This window comes from Arthrobacter sp. JUb115, from assembly GCF_004365035.1.
Classification (GTDB): Bacteria; Actinomycetota; Actinomycetes; order Actinomycetales; family Micrococcaceae; genus Glutamicibacter.
In genome coordinates this window covers 259900-276342 of sequence record NZ_SOBS01000004.1, presented here as the reverse complement: position 1 = coordinate 276342, position 16443 = coordinate 259900, and the positions used below count along the sequence as shown (strand labels likewise).

The 16443-nt window shown below is 62.9% G+C and carries 14 protein-coding genes; 6 read left to right on the top strand and 8 right to left on the bottom strand.

What is annotated here, in order from left to right; genetic code table 11:
• Positions 1 to 24: 24 nt before the first annotated feature.
• Together EDF61_RS09115 and EDF61_RS09110 are read right to left on the bottom strand one after the other, a co-directional pair.
• Positions 25 to 462, bottom strand: coding sequence for a hypothetical protein (locus tag EDF61_RS09115; protein ID WP_133833873.1), 438 nt, complete (start codon positions 460 to 462; stop codon positions 25 to 27).
• An 88-nt stretch (positions 463 to 550) separates the two neighbouring features.
• The gene (locus tag EDF61_RS09110) at positions 551 to 1660 is read right to left on the bottom strand and encodes a hypothetical protein (protein WP_133833872.1); all 1110 of its coding nucleotides are present in this window, start codon (positions 1658 to 1660) and stop codon (positions 551 to 553) included.
• 402 nt (positions 1661 to 2062) lie between these two features.
• Between EDF61_RS09110 and EDF61_RS09105 the strand changes: the two genes are divergently transcribed.
• The 4 genes from EDF61_RS09105 to EDF61_RS09090 all read left to right on the top strand — a co-directional run bounded on the left by EDF61_RS09105 (position 2063) and on the right by EDF61_RS09090 (position 6416).
• Positions 2063 to 2839: an electron transfer flavoprotein subunit beta/FixA family protein gene (locus tag EDF61_RS09105; protein ID WP_133833871.1), complete on the top strand. Its 777-nt coding sequence runs from the start codon at positions 2063 to 2065 to the stop codon at positions 2837 to 2839.
• A gap of 14 nt (positions 2840 to 2853) precedes the next feature.
• On the top strand, positions 2854 to 3834 hold the full coding sequence (locus EDF61_RS09100; RefSeq protein ID WP_133833976.1) for an electron transfer flavoprotein subunit alpha/FixB family protein: 981 nt from the start codon (positions 2854 to 2856) through the stop codon (positions 3832 to 3834).
• A gap of 5 nt (positions 3835 to 3839) precedes the next feature.
• Entirely contained in the window at positions 3840 to 5657 is a 1818-nt protein-coding gene (locus tag EDF61_RS09095) for a cytochrome b/b6 domain-containing protein (RefSeq protein ID WP_133833870.1), read from the top strand.
• Between the two features lie 102 nt (positions 5658 to 5759).
• Entirely contained in the window at positions 5760 to 6416 is a 657-nt protein-coding gene (locus EDF61_RS09090; protein ID WP_105656498.1) for a class I SAM-dependent methyltransferase, read from the top strand.
• Positions 6417 to 6481: 65 nt separating this feature from the next.
• On the opposite strand, the gene EDF61_RS09085 is transcribed toward EDF61_RS09090, so the two are convergent.
• From EDF61_RS09085 to EDF61_RS09065, 5 genes are read right to left on the bottom strand one after another with little or no spacing between them, the layout of a single operon-like run.
• Positions 6482 to 7966 (bottom strand): rhamnulokinase, encoded by a 1485-nt coding sequence (locus tag EDF61_RS09085; protein ID WP_133833869.1) that lies wholly within the window; start codon positions 7964 to 7966, stop codon positions 6482 to 6484.
• Positions 7963 to 10014: a bifunctional aldolase/short-chain dehydrogenase gene (locus tag EDF61_RS09080; protein WP_133833975.1), complete on the bottom strand. Its 2052-nt coding sequence runs from the start codon at positions 10012 to 10014 to the stop codon at positions 7963 to 7965. Before EDF61_RS09080 ends, EDF61_RS09085 begins: the two co-directional genes overlap by 4 nt.
• Positions 10015 to 10061: 47 nt before the next feature.
• Positions 10062 to 11369 (bottom strand): MFS transporter, encoded by a 1308-nt coding sequence (locus EDF61_RS09075; protein WP_208294243.1) that lies wholly within the window; start codon positions 11367 to 11369, stop codon positions 10062 to 10064.
• Between the two features lie 2 nt (positions 11370 to 11371).
• A complete protein-coding gene (rhaI, locus tag EDF61_RS09070; protein ID WP_105656500.1) occupies positions 11372 to 12544 on the bottom strand; it encodes an L-rhamnose isomerase in 1173 nt (390 codons plus the stop codon).
• Positions 12545 to 12577: 33 nt separating this feature from the next.
• Positions 12578 to 12925 carry an L-rhamnose mutarotase gene (locus EDF61_RS09065; RefSeq protein WP_105656501.1) on the bottom strand — a complete coding sequence of 116 codons (348 nt, stop codon included), beginning with the start codon at positions 12923 to 12925 and terminating at the stop codon, positions 12578 to 12580.
• Between the two features lie 252 nt (positions 12926 to 13177).
• Between EDF61_RS09065 and EDF61_RS09060 the strand changes: the two genes are divergently transcribed.
• Together EDF61_RS09060 and EDF61_RS18780 are read left to right on the top strand one after the other, a co-directional pair.
• Positions 13178 to 14200, top strand: coding sequence for a LacI family DNA-binding transcriptional regulator (locus EDF61_RS09060; RefSeq protein ID WP_208294242.1), 1023 nt, complete (start codon positions 13178 to 13180; stop codon positions 14198 to 14200).
• Between the two features lie 98 nt (positions 14201 to 14298).
• Complete coding sequence (locus tag EDF61_RS18780) at positions 14299 to 14451, top strand: hypothetical protein (RefSeq protein ID WP_166650735.1); 153 nt, start codon at positions 14299 to 14301, stop codon at positions 14449 to 14451.
• Positions 14452 to 14550: 99 nt separating this feature from the next.
• Here EDF61_RS18780 and EDF61_RS09055 read toward each other — a convergent pair whose 3' ends face one another.
• Positions 14551 to 16335 carry a plasmid pRiA4b ORF-3 family protein gene (locus EDF61_RS09055; RefSeq protein WP_105656503.1) on the bottom strand — a complete coding sequence of 595 codons (1785 nt, stop codon included), beginning with the start codon at positions 16333 to 16335 and terminating at the stop codon, positions 14551 to 14553.
• Between the last annotated feature and the right edge of the window lie 108 nt (positions 16336 to 16443).

The following is a 16443-nucleotide window of genomic DNA, read 5'->3' as shown; positions in this document are numbered from 1 at the left end:
CCTCCAGGGGCTTCGCTCCGCCGCCTAGTTCGCCACGGCGGCCAGCCGGGCCTTCCTGAAACCCCTGAAAATTGCCCGCCCGCCTGCAACTGCACCCAGCACAATTGCCACCGCACCCGAGAATAGCGAGACGGCCATGGGAAGCTGCGGGCTGGCGGAATCCGGGAAAGCGTCAAAGAGCAGTAGCGTCCAGAAAAGGCCGGGAATCACCCCGGCGGCCAGGGCGCTGAAGCTGAACACCAGAGCGTGCAGCCAGCGCTCGGTTGCGCTTCCCAGCCATGCCATCACGCCGGCAACTGCCAGCCATGGAAGCAGCGGGAACGCCAAGGGCACCCACAGGTCGGGTTCGGACCACCATGGGGCATCCGCGATCAGCGGATCCACGATCAGCAGCAGCACCGCAAAGAGGATCCCGCTGGCTGCAGCCAGCCAGCTCATTGGCCAACTGATTTTTTTGCCCATTAGCGATTGCCTGCTTGCTACTAGCGAATATCTTCCTAGGTTGGATGATACCCGCAGACTGGTGCCTCTGCGGGTATCATCCCCTGCCTTATTCGGCTTCTTCGAAGAAGGCCTCGACCTCTGAGATGCCGGCGGAGATGACCGGAACCAGGCGCTCGTCGATGCTGTAGCGCTCGCCGTCCTTGGAAATCAGACCGTAGCCGACCAAGGAATCCATGGCGGTGCGGGCTTCTGGAAGCACGGCATCGTAGATCTTCGGGCCGCAGTTGCGGCGCAGGCCCTCCAAGTCCCCTTCGCGGCCGGTGGATGCGGTGACCAGCAGGTTGCGCAGCACCAGGTAATGGGCTTCATCCCGCAAGGTGACATCGAAGGTCGGGTTCAGGTGCGCCTGGACGCAACCGACAGCCATCTCGAAGAGCAGCTGCGCGCTGCCCGCTTCCTCGCCGGCAACCAGCAATTCGTAGGCGTCCGGATCCGTGCGCAGCACCGATCCTTCCGACTCCACGACGGACATCCGGCCGGCGCTCCAGATGTAGTTGAAGGCTAGTGGCGCCGGGCCTTCCGGGTCGAAGGTTTCGGCATCCAGGCCAACGGCAGTCAATACCTTGGCGCGCGGCGCTTCGGCTGCTGCACTGAAGTCCTCCATGTCCACGCCTTCGGCCACCGCCTGGGCATAGGCCTTGACCTGGCTGAACAACCTGGTTTCGCGCAGCAATCCGCATAGCTCCGCGTCGCCCTCGGCAAAACCATTGAGCGTATCTTCCAGCATCTCGCGCAGGGCTTCGAGGTTCTCCGCAGGGCCCTGCCAGAGCATGCGCTGCTCGATGAAGCTGAAGTATTCCAGCCATGTGGTGAAGATCGGCTCCGGAGCCAAGGATTCCGGCAGGTTGCCCAGGTGCTCGGCCAGAGTCTCGCCGAAGACATCGATGTCCAGGTCGAACAGGTTCGAGCTGCGGGCGTTCTCGGCGTACTGGCCGGCGATCTGTCCGATGACGTCCAGCTGCATGCCCGCTGCCTGCGCCGCCTGTTCAGGCGAAAAGGCAGGAACCTGCTGCGCTACCCAAGTTGTGTAGTCCTGGCGAAGCGCATTGATCTGCTGTTCAGCCTGGATCAGGAACACGCTGCGGCCGCGCGCTGCCGCCTTGGCAGGATTTCCTGCGCCCGAGTTCTTCTTGCCTTGACGCTTTTTGCTGGCCATGAGCCGTCCTTTGGTTCCGAAATTGGTCTCTGGTTAAAGCCTACGGTGCCCGCCCGAAGCCGGGCGAATAGCGCGATGCGGCTCACCTGCGTGGAAGCATGCCCGGATGACCCCGCCGGATCGTGGACCTTTGGTGTTCAAGGTGCTCACTTGCTGTTTTCTTGTCCACTTTCATTGACCAATGGCGCTGAATCCGACAAGATGAACAGCAAAGACAGACGTAGCCTGCGACACAATGCTTTCAGCTCTGCAGAAAATCTGCGCCGTGGCCTATTAATGAACTTGGATTTCCTAGTAGTTTCGGCGGGGGCCGCTTCAGTGGTCCGCGAAGCCCCGGATCATTGGTGATTTCCGGCCATCGGCTGTCCTGGCAGATGCTACTGCGATAAGAGGGAGAAAATAATGAAGATCGCGGTTTTGATCAAAGAAGTCCCAGATACCGGAGAGGACCGCCTGCTGGATCTGGAGACCGGCCTGGCCGACCGTGCCGCTTCAGAAGTGGTGCTCGATGAAATCGGCGAGCGGACCCTGGAAGTTGCGCTGAAGCATGCTGATGCGAACCCTGGAACTGAAATCACCGTGCTGACCATGGGCCCGGATTCAGCTCAAGCCACCCTGCGCAGGGGCTTGGCCATGGGCGCTGCCAGCGCCGTGCATATCAGCGACGAGGAGCTTCTCGGCGCCGATCTGGTCCTCACCGCGCAGGTCCTGGCGGCGGCTTTGCGCCGAGGCAGCTACGATCTGGTCCTCACCGGCAACATGTCCACCGACGGCTCCGCGGGCATGCTCCCAGTCATGCTGGCCGACCTGCTTGATCTTCCGGCGGCGACTTCGTTGTCCTCGGTAGAAATTGCCGACGGCGCGATCAGCGGATTGCGCGAGCTGGATGGCGCTGCCGCCCAGATCAGCGCTCCATTGCCAGCGGTCGCTTCGATCACCGAGGCATTGCCAGATGCCCGCTTCCCGAATTTCAAGGGCATTATGGCCGCGAAGAAGAAACCGGTCGAGTCCCTGTCCCTGGCCGATTTGGGCGTCGAGTCCCTGCCTGCGGATACTGCGCGTTCCATCATGGTTTCGGTGGCCCAGCGCCCGCCCCGCACCGCCGGAACTGTCATTGCCGATGACGGCGATGCCGGTAACGCAGTGGCCGAATTCCTCGTCAAGAACAACCTGGTGTGAGCGGAAAGAAAACCATGACTTCCTTTGCTTCTGATTCAATTCTTGTTTTCCTCGAGACCACGGCCACTGGAACGCTGGCCAAGAACCACGCGGAACTGCTCGGCGCCGCCTCTGCCGTGGGCACCCCGGTAGCGCTTCTCGCCGCTCCGGCCGGATCCCTTGATTCACTGGCGGCGCAAGCCAGCGAGTCTGGCGCCGCGCAGGTACTCACCGCCGCCGTCGATTCTCCAGTGCTGACCGCGCCGATGGCTGACGCGCTGCAGCAGGCCTTCGGGCAAATCCAGCCACAAGCCGTGCTGCTGGGGCATACCCTGGCTTCGCGCGAAGTGGCCGCACGCTTCGCGGTGCGCCACCGCTTGGCGCTGAGCGTCGATGCGCTCGGTGTTTCGCGTGATGACCAGGGAATCATCGCAGCCCACTCGATCTACGGCGGCGCGTATTCGACCCACAGCGCCCCGACCTTCGGCGCGCCGGTGATCACCGTGCGCGTGGGCAGCATCGAAGAGCGTGCCCAGGCCCAACCGGCGAGCGCGATCCCGCTGGAGGTAGCCGCCAGCGGCAAGCCGGAGGTCGAGGTCAAGGAACTGAGAACGGCCGAAACGGCATCCACCCGTCCCGAGCTGCGTTCCGCGGCACGCGTGGTCTCCGGTGGCCGTGGGTTGGGCAGCGCGGAGCAGTTCGACCTGGTGCACCAGCTGGCCGATGCCTTGGGTGCTGCCGTGGGCGCGTCGCGTGCGGCGGTGGATGCCGGATACGTCGAGCATGCCGCCCAGGTGGGCCAGACCGGCGTGGCAGTTTCTCCCCAGCTGTACGTGGCACTGGGCATTTCCGGAGCCATCCAGCACAAGGCGGGCATGCAGACCGCCAAGACCATCATCGCCATCAACAAGGATGCCGATGCGCCGATCTTCGAGATCGCCGACTTCGGCGTGGTGGGGGATGTCTTCAAGGTCGTGCCCCAGCTGATTTCCGCCTTGGAAGCACGCAAGGCCTGATCGCCATGAACGCACCAAACCAATCCATCCGCCAGGGGCTGCCGCGCGTGGCCGGCGGCGATCCCTGGCCGCCAGCCGAGCTGTTCGCTCCCGCTGCAGGCGCCGCGGTCCCGGCAGGGCCTAGCGCGGTCGAGGATGCTGCAGAACCAGTTCTCGACCAGCCCGTTGGCCCGTCGGTGCCTGCGGAACCAACGCCTGGCCAAGCATCTGCTAGTTCCGGAGCCAGCGCACCGGCCGCGGAACCTGTTGCAGATCAGGGCGCGGTTGCCGGGCTTCTTCGCCAGGGCCTGCCACGGGTTGCCGGCGGCGGGCCGTGGCCGCCTGCGGGAACGCCGGTCGCCGCGAACGCTCCAGCCGCATCGCAGAACGCTTCCGCTGCACCAGCACCCGAGCCGGTTGCCGAGCTAGTTGGCGAACCGGTTGCCGAACCGGTAGCTGAATCAGCGCCGGCGGCCCCCGAACCAGTTGCCACCGCGGGTACCGCCCCGGCCACAGCGGTTTCCAGTGCCGGGGCACCAGCAGTTCGCCGTGGCCTGCCGCGCACCGCCGGTGCAGAACCGTGGCCGCCAAGTTCATTCGTGGCAGCTCCCGTTGTTGCCGCAGCTCCAGCGGCTCCAGCGCCTGCGCTCCCGCCGGCACCGGTTGCGGAAGCTGCCCAAGCCCAGGCCGCACCGGCCATCCCGCCGAGGGCAGAGGCAGCACCCGCGGATCCGGTGGGCCAGGCATCCGGCGCCGCGCTGGTCTCGGAGCCTGCGGCCGCCGAGGTGCAGGCTGCTCCTGCCCGTACCCGCATGGGTGCGCAGGAACCTGCCGCGCCAGCAGCCGCGGCAAGTAACGCGCTGACCGCCGGGCGCGCGAGCAAGCCGGCACCCCAGGCAGCGGCGAAGAGCAAGAAAGAAGCGGCCAAGCATGGCCCGCTGACGACCAAGCAGTGGGTGCTGGCTGGAATCCTTGGCGCATTCTGCGCCTTGGGCATCGCCACCGCCGTGGTGCTCGTTGCCCGCGGCATTGCCGGCATCGATGCCGTGGAGTCATTCATGGAACGCTACCCGGGTGAGTACCACCTGCCGGACTCGGCACCTCTCGGGTTCCCTGGCTGGCTAGCATGGAACCACTTCTTCAACTTCTTCCTGATGGTCCTGATCATCCGTTCTGGCATGCTGGTCAGGCACCAGAAGAAGCCGCCTGCCTATTGGTCGTCGAAGCGCAGCCCGAAGGTGAGCATCAACCTCTGGCTGCATCAGGGTCTTGACCTGCTGTGGATCATCAATGGCCTGGTGTTCCTCGTGCTGCTGTTCGCCACAGGCCACTGGATGCGCATCGTCCCGACGTCTTGGGAGATCTTCCCCAACGCGATTTCGGCGGCCTTGCAGTACCTGACGCTGGATTGGCCCACCGAAAACGGCTGGGTGAACTACAACTCGCTGCAGCAGCTGGCCTACTTCACCACCGTGTTCATCGCGGCCCCGGTCGCGGCGATCACCGGCTTCCGGCTCAGCGCCTTCTGGCCGAAGAACATGCCAGCACTGACCGCGAAGTACCCGATCGAGGTTGCCCGCGCGCTGCACTTCCCAACCATGCTGTACTTCGCTGTGTTCATCCTCGTGCACGTGATCCTGGTGTTCTCCACCGGGGCGCTGCGCAACCTGAACCACATGTACGCGGCCCAGGGTTCCACGGATCCAGCCGCGTACGCGGATAACTGGACCGGACTGCTCTTCTTCGCGCTCTCGCTGCTCGTAATCGCCGGCGCCTGGCTGGCCTGCCGGCCAATGATCCTCGCATCCATAGCCCGGCTCTTCGGCAAGGTCAGTGCAAGGTAGGAGCAGCGATTCTTGCCTCTGGCGCAAAACTGATCGCGCATGGGGTCGATCGTCAGTAGGGTCGATAACAACGGCCTTACTGACGAATGGGGAACAACGAAAATGAGCCACCACCACGAACACCACACCAAAGAACATGATGATGTCGCCTTCTGGGAGAACCACTACGGCCAGTCCGAGCGGGTCTGGTCAGGCAAGGTCAACCAGGTCATCGAGAACCTTGTCGCCCCGCTGGCCCCCGGCACGTCGCTGGATATCGGCTGCGGGGAGGGAGGCGATGCGCTGTGGCTGGCCACCCACGGCTGGAAGGCTACCGGAGTCGACATCTCGCCCACCGCGGTGAAGCGCGCGCAGGAAGAAGCGGCCAAGCACGGCCTGGACGCGGGGCAGACCCGCTTCATCGCCTCGGATCTGGCTGCGTGGAATACCGGGGAAACCTTCGACCTGGTGACCTTGAGCTTCTTCCAGGCACCCTTTGAATTCCCTCGCGCCAGCTTCCTGCGCAAGGCAGCGACCCTGGTCGCACCCGGCGGCCACCTGCTGGCCCTGTCCCATGCATCGATGCCGTCCTTCGCCAGCAAGCCCGATCACCAGATGCCCGTGTTCCCCAGCCCCGAAGAGGAACTGGAAGCTTTGGCTCTGGATCCGGCGCAGTGGGAGGTGCTGTGCGCCGAGGTCCGCGAACGCACCATCATCGGTCCCGATGGCAATCCGGCGACCCTGGAGGATGCCGTGGTATTCGTGCAGCGCAAGGTGTAAAAAGTTCGACCCTCCAGCCCCATCGGGCTGGAGGGTCAACGACGGCCTAGATATCCCACACGGATCTAGGCCAGCTTCAGGGCCTGCGACGGGGAGTAGGCGCCTAGCGGCACCGAGTCGCGCACCACGTCGCGCAGGTTCAATGCATCACCGCCCGCAGGCATAGCCGCTTGCAACTGCACGAGCACGTTGCCCAGGGCGGTGCATTCCACGGGTCCGGAAATGACCGGCACGCGCGCATGGTCTGCAGTGCGCTGGCACAGCAGCTGGCCTTGCGAGCCGCCTCCGACAATATGGATGTTCTCCAGCTCGAATCCACCCAACCGCGCGGCTTCTGCAGCTTGGCGGGCGAAACTCTGAGCCAGCGACTCGACGACTACCCTGATCACTTCGGCAGGTGAGCACGGGCGCTGCCCGCCGGCGGCTTCCACCGCATCGCAGATGCGCTGGGCCATCTGGCCAGGAGCCAGGAACCGCTCGCTTTGAGGATCGATCAGCACCTGCGGAACAGGCAATTCCGCGGCCTCGGCAAGGAGCTGCTCCAAGCTGGTTTCTTCCCTTCCGGCGGCTTCCGCGTCGTCGTTCCATTGGCGGATCGACTCGCTGAGCAGAAAGGTTCCGGCGACGTTCTTCAGGAACCGGACACTGGAATCCAGCCCCAGCTCGTTGGTGAATCCCGCTTGATGCGCTTGCTCGGTGAGTACCGGGCGGTCCAGCTCCACACCAACCAATCCCCACGTTCCGCAAGAGATATAGGCGGATTGCCCGCTGGAGAGCGGGGTCGCGACCACTGCGCTGGCCGTGTCATGGGAAGCGACCGCCACTACCTGGACTTCGTGGCTGGCTCCGAATTCCGCAGCCAGCTCGGGCAGCAGTGCGCCCACCGGCTGGCCAGGGTGCACTAGCTGCGCGAGCTTTCCCGAAAGCCCCAGTTCAGCAACCAGATCCTCGTCCCATGTACCGGTGCTGTGGTTCAGCAACCCGGTAGTGGAAGCGTTCGTCCACTCGCTGCGCCGATGCCCTGTGAGCATCCAGTTGAAATAGTCGGGAACCAGCAGCAGCGCCTCGGCGTTCGCCAACCGGTTTTCCAACTTCTCGGCTTGCAACTGGTACACGGTGTTGAACGGAAGGAATTGCAGCCCATTGCGTGCAAACAACTCGCGCCGGCTGAATTTCTGTTCCAGCGCAGCAACCGCGCGCTCATTGCGCGGATCCCGGTAATGCCGCACTTCTCCCAGGCGCTTGCCGTCCTTGAGCAACGCATAGTCCACCGCCCAGGAGTCCACCCCGATGCTGGCGATATCCCCGCGCTGCGCGAAAGCCAGCGAGAGGCCGTGGCGAATTTGCGCCCAGAGCTCATCGATATCCCAGGCCAGCGCTTCTTGCCGCGCCCCTGGTTCCAGGCTCGACAGCGGAACCGGTCCGTTGGCGAAACGGTGGACGGCAGTGAGCTGGAGCTTCCCGTCCACCATCTGGCCGATCATGACACGTCCGCTGGTGGCGCCGAGGTCGATAGCTGCGACCGGCGCGCTCTCTGCTTGCTTGCTCATCGCAGGAAGGCTGCCGCCACTCCGGAATCCACCGGAATGTGCAATCCGGTGGTCCGGGTCAGTTCCGGCCCGGTCAGCACGAACACGGCATCGGCAATGTTCTCCGGGATGACCTCGCGCTTCAGGATCGTGCGGTTTGCGTAGAACTGCCCCAGATCCTCCTCTGCCACGCCATAGGTCGCCGCACGCTGGGCACCCCAGCCGGAGGCGAAGATCCCGGAGCCGCGCACTACGCCATCGGGGTTGATGCCGTTCACGCGCACGCCATGCTCGCCCAATTCTACGGCCAGCAAGCGCACCTGATGCGCCTGGTCGGCCTTCGTGGCCGAGTAGGCAATATTGTTCGGACCTGCGAAGACCGAGTTCTTGGAGGAAATGTAGATGATATCGCCGCCGAGCTTCTGCTCGATCAGCACCTTGGCCGCGGCCTTGGAAACCAGGAACGATCCCTTGGCCATCACATCATGCTGCAGGTCCCAGTCGGCCTCGGTGGTTTCCAGCAAGGGCTTTGAAAGCGAGAGGCCCGCGTTGTTCACCACCAGGTCCAATCCGCCAAATGCCAGCACCGCCTCATCGATGGCACGTTGCACGGCGTGCGCATCGGCCACGTTGGCGGCGACGCCAACGGCCACATCTGCTGTACCCAGCTCCGCCGCGGCGGCCTGCGCCTTGTCCAGGTCCAGGTCTGCGATGACCACGCAGGCTCCCTCGGCTGCCAGCCGCTGCGCCACGGCCTTGCCGATGCCCGACGCGGCACCGGTGACCAGGGCGATGCGCCCGGCATGGGATTTGGGCTTGGGCATGCGCTGCAGCTTGGCTTCCTCCAGCGCCCAGTATTCAATGCGGAACTTCTCGGCATCGGAAATCGGCGTATAGCTGGAGACCGCTTCGGCGCCGCGCATGACGTTGATGGCATTGAGGTAGAACTCGCCAGCGACCCGTGCGGTCTGCTTATTCGCCCCATAGGAGAACATGCCGACGCCCGGGACCAGCACGATCAGCGGGTCGGCCCCGCGCATCGCCGGAGAGTCCAGGTCCTTGTGGGCCTCGTAGTAGGCCTGGTAGTCAGCACGGTACTGCGCATGCAGTTCTTCCAGGCGAGCGATCTGCTCCGATACGCCTGCGGTAGCGGGAAGATCCAGCACCATCGGCTTGATCTTGGTGCGCAGGAAGTGGTCCGGGCAGCTGGTGCCCAGGGCCGCCAGCTGCGCCAGCTTCTGGCGCGAGAGGAAATCCAGGACTCGCTGGTCATCGCTGAAGTGCCCCACCATGGGCTTGTCGGTGCTGGCCAGGCCGCGGATGCTCGGGGCCAATGCGGCGGCGCGGGTCCGGCGCTCCTCCTCGTCCAGCGGCTCGAATCCGGGAACCACAGGACCGAAGGGCTCCGGTGCGCCGTGCTCGTCAAGGTAGGCAGCGGCGGTGTCGATGATCCACAGCGAGTTGGACTCGGATTCCTGGGAGGTATCTCCCCAGGCGGTGATGCCATGGCCGCCGAGGATGCAGCCCACGGCTTGCGGATTGGCGTCCTTGATCGCGGCAATATCCAGTCCCAGCTGGAATCCGGGGCGGCGCCAGTCAACCCAAGCCACCTTGTCGCCGAAGATCCTTGCGGTCAGCTCCCGGCCGTCCTTGGCAGTGGCAATGGCAATGCCGGAGTCCGGGTGCAAGTGGTCGACGTGGTTTGCGTTGACCAGCCCATGCATTGCGGTATCAATGGATGGCGCGGCGCCTCCCTTGCCGTGCAGGCAGTAATCGAAGGCCGCGACCATCTCGTCTTCGCGCTCCACGCCCGGGTAGGCGTCCACCAGCGAGCGCATGCGGTCCAGGCGCAGGGTCGACAGCCCCTTTTCGGTCAACGTGCCGAGGTCCCCGCCCGATCCCTTGACCCAGAGCAGCTCAATTTGCTCACCGGTGACCGGGTCTTTCGCGGTGCCCTTGGCCGAGGTGTTTCCACCGGCGTAGTTGGTGTTCTTCTTGTCTGCACCCAACCGGTTGGATCGTTGAATCAGTTCCTGTGCGGTGGTGCGTGTCGCGATGGTGTTGCTCATGGTGTTCTTGTCTTCCGACTCGTTAATGTGCATGGGGGCAGTGGTTCTCAGGCGTCGACTTTGGTGGCCCTGGTTTCATATCCATAGCGCTCCAGTTCGATCTCTTCCAGCGACTTGCCTCGCGTTTCCGGCGCCCAAATGGTGCCGATCAGCAACGCGACGACCAGCAGGCCGATGATCAGGAGGCCAAGCTTTTCCAAGCCCAGGTTGGTGAGCAGTACCGGGAACACCAACGAGAGCAGGCCGACAAGCACCCGGGCAAGCATGAACAGCACGCCCTGTGCACTGGCGCGGTAGCGCGTGGCGAAGAGCTCCGCGGTCCATAGCCCGTAGAAAGCCTGCGCGCCGATACCCGCCGAGATGCCCCAGGCCACTGCGTAGAACAGCAGGGAGAAGGCACCTGGAGGAGCGAAGATCAGCACGGTCCAGGCCGCAACACCCAGCAGGGCGCCACCGAAGTAGAGCCAACGCCGCGAGACCTGGTCTCCGTATTTCATGAATCCGAAATAGGTTGCGGCGGCGGTCAGCACCCAGACCAGCACCTGGAGCAGGTTCTGCTGGGTAGCGGATTCAACGCCAGCGGCAGCATAGACGCGAGGCTGGAAAATGCCAGCCTGCCCTGCCACGGTATTCCATAGCCCATAGACGCCGAGCAGGAAGAAGAGCGCGCTCCAGTTGCGGCGGTCGGCCAGCAGCCCGCGCATGCCGGAGAAGAACGAGGCTTTCACGCCAGCAGCCGTTTCCGCGGCACGTTGCTCCTTCCACCTCCTGGACTCGGGCAATCCGCGGCGGACCCACCAAGTGACAGCGGCGATCAGGAAAAGATGGAAGAAGATTGCCCGGGAGCCGTTCACGCCCCAAGGCTCAACCAGGATCGCCAGCGCGAAACCGATGGCTGGGCCAATCGACCACGCCAGCTGAGCGGTGCCCACGTGCGCAGCACGCGATTCCTGCGGAGCCTCCTCGGCAATGTAGGTCCAGGAGGCTGGAACGCCTGCGCCCACGGCAATGCCCATGAGGACCACGCCGATGATCAGCAGGCTCGTACCGGAGGAGAAGGTGATCATCAGGGCGCCGACCATGAACACGATCAGGTCGTAGGTATAGATGAACTTGCGGCCCAGACGGTCGCAGAGCGGTCCGCCGATCAGTGCACCCAGGGCCGCGCCGAACGCGTTGGCCGACACGGCAGCGATGACACCGACCAGCGCGTCGTCGAATCCGAACGCGCCCTGCCACAGGCTGAGGCTGGTGGCCAGCGCAATGATGGCTCCGGCTTCTATGTAATTGCTCATGGCTACGGCAATGGTGGCTTTCCACCCGGAGATGCCGCGCTTCTTTGCTGCGGTGTTCATGATCAGGCTCCCCATCCTGCTTGCACGCCACCAGCGCGCGATGCTTCGATTCGGCTCTGGTAATCGGAGGTGCGGAAGGCCTGCATCGGATCGGCTGGCAGGCCGCGCGTTGCGCGCCATGCTTCCAGGTCGGCCCGCACGTCGGTGTAGAAGGCATCCATGAAGATCTCGTTGGCGGCCAGGACATCACCGGAAATCTGTGCTTCAGTCAGCGCTACGCGGTCGATCAGCAACGCCCGGGCCGTCATTTCCTGCACGTTCTGGACGCTTCTGATCTGGCCCAGGATCTTGTTCTCCACGTTGTGGCACTGATCGAGCATGAAGGCCACAGGCGTGTCCTGGTCCAGTCCGCCACCGCGGATCACCTCGGCCATGATGCGGAACAGCTGATACGGGTCTGCCGAGCCAACGATCAAGTCGTCATCCGCGTAGAAGCGGGAATTGAAGTCGAAGGATCCGAGCTTGCCAAGCCGCAGCAGCTGCATCACGATGAACTCGATATTGGTGCCTGGCGCATGGTGCCCGGTGTCCAGGCAAACCATGGCCCGATCCCCCAAGGCCGCAACCTGGGCATAGGACGTTCCCCAGTCGGGCACGTCGGTGTGGTAGAAGGACGGTTCGAAGAACTTGTACTCCAGCACCAGGCGCTGGTCTCCGGAAAGCCGCGCATATATTTCGGCCAGCGAATCGCCTAGCCGGTCCTGGCGCCCGCGCATATCCGCTTGGCCTGGATAGTTCGAGCCCTCTGCCAGCCAGATTTTCAGGTCCTGGCTTCCGGTGGCATCCATTACGTCGATGCATTCGAGGTGGTGGTCGATTGCCTTGCGGCGGATCTTCGGATCCTCATGGGTCAAGGCGCCGAACTTGTAATCGTCATCCTGGAAGGTATTCGAATTGATGGTTCCGAGGCTGACGCCCAGGCCTTCTGCATGCTCGCGCAGCACGGTGAAGTCCTCGACCTTGTCCCACGGAATGTGCAGGGCCACCGAGGGAGCCAGTCCGGTCAATCGGTTGACTTCAGCCGCATCGGCGATTTTTTCGAAGGGATCGCGCGGGGTCCCGGGGGTCGAATAGACCTTGAAGCGGGTGCCCGAATTTCCATAGGCCCAGGAAGGGACTTCGATGGCAAGGCGGTCAAGGATTTGCAGGTGCTCAGGGCTCAGCTTCGAGCTCATGGAACTCTCCATTTCTAGTAATTCTGCGGGCTACTACTGCTGGGATGCGGCAAGTGCGGCCAGCTGGTTTTCGAGATTGAAGACCTCGCGCAGACGCGGCGCTTGCTGATCTGGCCGGCCGCCCAGGCTGAGGAAGAATCGGCTCATTTCCGCTTCCCACGCTGCGGTGCGCGGGTCGGAGTCCAAGGCGGCCTGGGCAGCGCTGTCGTCATCGGTTTCGTAATAGCCGATCAGCAACCCGTCCTCGCGCAGAAAGAGTGAGTAGTTGCGACGCCCGGCTTCTTCGATGGCTTGGAGCATCTGCGGCCACACTTCCCGGTGGCGCGACACATACTCGTCGATCAGGTCGGGATTGACCTGCAATTGAAAGCAAACTCGCATCGTACTACTCTTCCGGAGCGCTGGAACTGGGTGGGCAAAACTGTGCGATCCGATTCGCTTTGCACAAAAATGAATCGTTTCAATCGCTTCGAAATTCGAGTGTAGAGCAGGTCACACTTGAATTGCAAGCGGTCGGTCGATCGAATGCCGCATTCTTTTGAATCCTTTCAAAAAGCTGTTGGGATTCCAGTTCCCATCCGTGCGCCAGTTATACTCGCAGAAGAACAACTCACCGAAGAACAGGAAAGCTCTGTGGCCGTCAGCGTCAAGGAAGTTGCCGCCGAGGCGGGCGTTTCTGTAGGCACCGTCTCCAACGTGCTCAACCGGCCCCAGGTTGTTTCCGAACACACCGTTTCCAAGGTCACCGCAGCCATCGAGAAGCTCGGCTTTGTCCGCAACGATGCGGCCAGGCAACTGCGTGCCGGCCGCAGCCGGAGCTTCGGGCTCGTCGTCCTCGATGCACGCAACCCGTTCTTCATGGACGTCACCCAGGGCGCCCAGCATCGTGCCTTGGACAACGGCTACACCGTGCTGATGGGAGCCAGCGACAATTCCCTGAGCACCGAACAGCAACTGCTGGATCTCTTCGAAGAGCAACGCGTCGCCGGAGTACTCATCTCCCCCTTGCACAGCGACTTGAGCCGGCTCTGGCGGATCCGCGAAGCGGGCACGCCAGTGGTGCTGGTGGACCGCGGAAGTGGCGACCGCAGCTTTTCATCGGTCTCCGTGGACGATGTGGAAGGCGGAAGAATTGCCGTACGGCACCTGCTGGACATTGGCAGAAAGCGGATCACCTTCGTCGGCGGACCGCAGAGCATCGAACAGGTCCAGCACCGATTAACGGGAGCCCAATCGGTATTGGCCCAAGCCCCGGATGCCGTGCTGGAGCACATGCCTACCAAGAACCTGACTGTGCTGGAAGGACGGGCAGCCGGAGAGCGTATTCTTGCCATGGATCCTGCACAGCGCCCCGACGGGATCTTTGCGGCCAACGACCTGCTCGCGTTGGGCATACTGCAGGCCCTGGTGATGTCCGGCGAACTCAGTGTTCCCGAGGATATTGCTCTGGTGGGATACGACAATATCGACTTCGCCGAGTCGGCCGTCATCCCGATTACCACCGTGCGCCAGCCAGCAGAAGAAATCGGGCGAACCGCTGTCGACGTCTTGCTGCGCGAAGCAGAAGCGGGCGATCAAGCGGTCCGCGAGCAATTCGTTTTCACTCCCAAGCTCGTTATCCGTGCATCGACTGTGGCCCCGAGCCAAGCGCGCTGACGTTTACCTTAGGGGTTCCTGAAAAGCGGGTTCTGCAGCTTCTGATGCCCAGCGGTTCTTGCTAGGTTGGCATTCCAAGCAACGAGAGGGATGGATTTATGAGCGAGAACAACCCTGAAGCCCGACTGCACAAGGCAGAGGCCGAAGAGCCCGATACCATTTCCGACCCTGCTTTGAATGATGAAGTTGGCCAGGACTGGACCGATGAAGGCGGAGCGACGCCGCATGGAGCCGCGCTAGACGACGACTAGGCCAGAGGGCCAACCAGCCGAAAACCAAAAATGCCCGTGGGTTGCCAAGTTTGAAAGTTTGGCAACCCACGGGCATTTTCACTGGCTTGAATCAGCCGCCTAGAACTCGAACTCCAGGTGGGCATTGACTTCGTCCTTGTTGAAATACGCCGGATCGATCTCGTATTCCTCTTCGTAACCGAAGTTCGAAAGCCAGTCTTGCACTTCCTCGTACTCCGGGTCCGTCGGATCATCGAGAATATCCAGCTTGGCTTCCCAGCCACCGATCCCGCCGCTGTCCTCCATCGGAGCCATGCGCCGGCCGCCGGTGCATCGCGGCAGCTGGCCGCCATCGGCATCCAGGATCTTCTCGACGTCGATGCGCACTTCCCAGTTGTCCCCGAAGTCGTACAGGTAATCCAGGCGGTCTTTTTCCTTCTGCAGCAACGAGGAAACCAGGGTTTCCGCTTCGTTCTTCTGGTAGTCCATGTCGTCAATCTCTGGACCATATGAAGTGCCGCCGAAGCCACCCTCGTAGAAGCTGTGCAGGTGCCCGTCGTACCAGTCGAAGCTCGCTTGGATGATGTCGTGCAGGTCGCCAAGGTTCAGGTCCATGGGCACCAGCACGCGACGCCAGATCGGCGGCTTGGCGTCCTTGAGGGTCAGCTTCAGCTGCAGCACCTTGCCGGTATACGGTGTTTCGCGCTTCAGACGTTTCGGCTCGTCATCGTCCGGCCCGAACATCGCGTCGAGATCAGTGTCGTCGAATTCATCCTCATCGAGCAGGTCCTGTTCAACGTCGGTAATCGCCAGGCGGACGATAGTGGGCACCGAGTACGCTTCGCCATCTTCGATAAGGCCAAGTACGCGCAGTTCATGCATGCGCACATGCGCGGTTTCCCATACCTTTGGCGACCATTGATCATCTCGCGGGTCAGCCACGCGATGCGGGTTGCCTTCGATCCCCTCGACGATCCAGAACGCTGCCAGCCCCCAGGCTTCAAGGCTGGCGTCATCGCCGCCTTCCGGCTTTTCCAGCAACGAGTCCAGGCAGGCCTGGATGAAGTAGAAGTTCGGCTCGAAGGAGTCGGCGTCTTCATGCTGCATGATGTCTTCGTACGTCACGCCGCGCTCCGGCTTGCCCTGTTCGGGCAGCTTGATGGCGCTGACCGATTCCAGTGCCGAGAGCACGACCGCAACCATCAGGCCCCTGCGCGATTCGTGGACTTCCGGAGGCAGCTGGTCGGCGAGCGCTATTGCGGCCGTTTCCAAGAATTCAGACGCCGGCAAGCTGGCCCACAGATTCTTGCCCTCGGTGAGGGTCCAAGCCAAGAAGGCACGGCCCAGCTTGCTGATCCGCATGGCGGCGATTTCAGCCAGGGCCGCTTGAGAGGCCTCGTCAGATGCCATGATCTCGTCAATTTCATCGTTTTCATCGATGCCGTCATCACCGGCGAATGGATCCTGGGCTTCCAGCGACTTCCGGAACCACTCCAGGCTTTCGGCCTCGCGCTCCCACAGACCGGCATCGCGCAAGAACTCGACGTAATCCGCCCAGGCCATATAGATCATGGTTCCCAGCCCATTATCGGCGGCATCGGGATTCTCGGCCTCTTCGAATTCAATCATCGAGCTGAGCACTGCCAGCAGTTTGGGCGGATCAAAATCGGTAACCTTGTCCAGGCCGACGACTTCGGCGTAGATGCCCAGGGTTTCGCGCACTGCGGCAAGGACCATCAGGGCCAGTTCTGGGTCATCGCGGTTCTCGGAGAACCAGCGTACGAACTGCGGCGTGAGCGCGTCCAGGCCGCGCCCCACCTTCACCCGGTCCAGGGAGACGACGCCCTCTTGCAGGCGTGCCGGATGCCCCTGCTTGGGCTTCTGCTTCTTCTTTTTCTTCGCCATCGGACTGCTTTCCTGGTCGTTTGCTTCTCCCCCTAGGCTACGTGGCTGCTGGTTCCTGAAGAAGCATGCCTGGCACGTGTTCTGCTGGACAGCTTCCTGCCGTCGCAG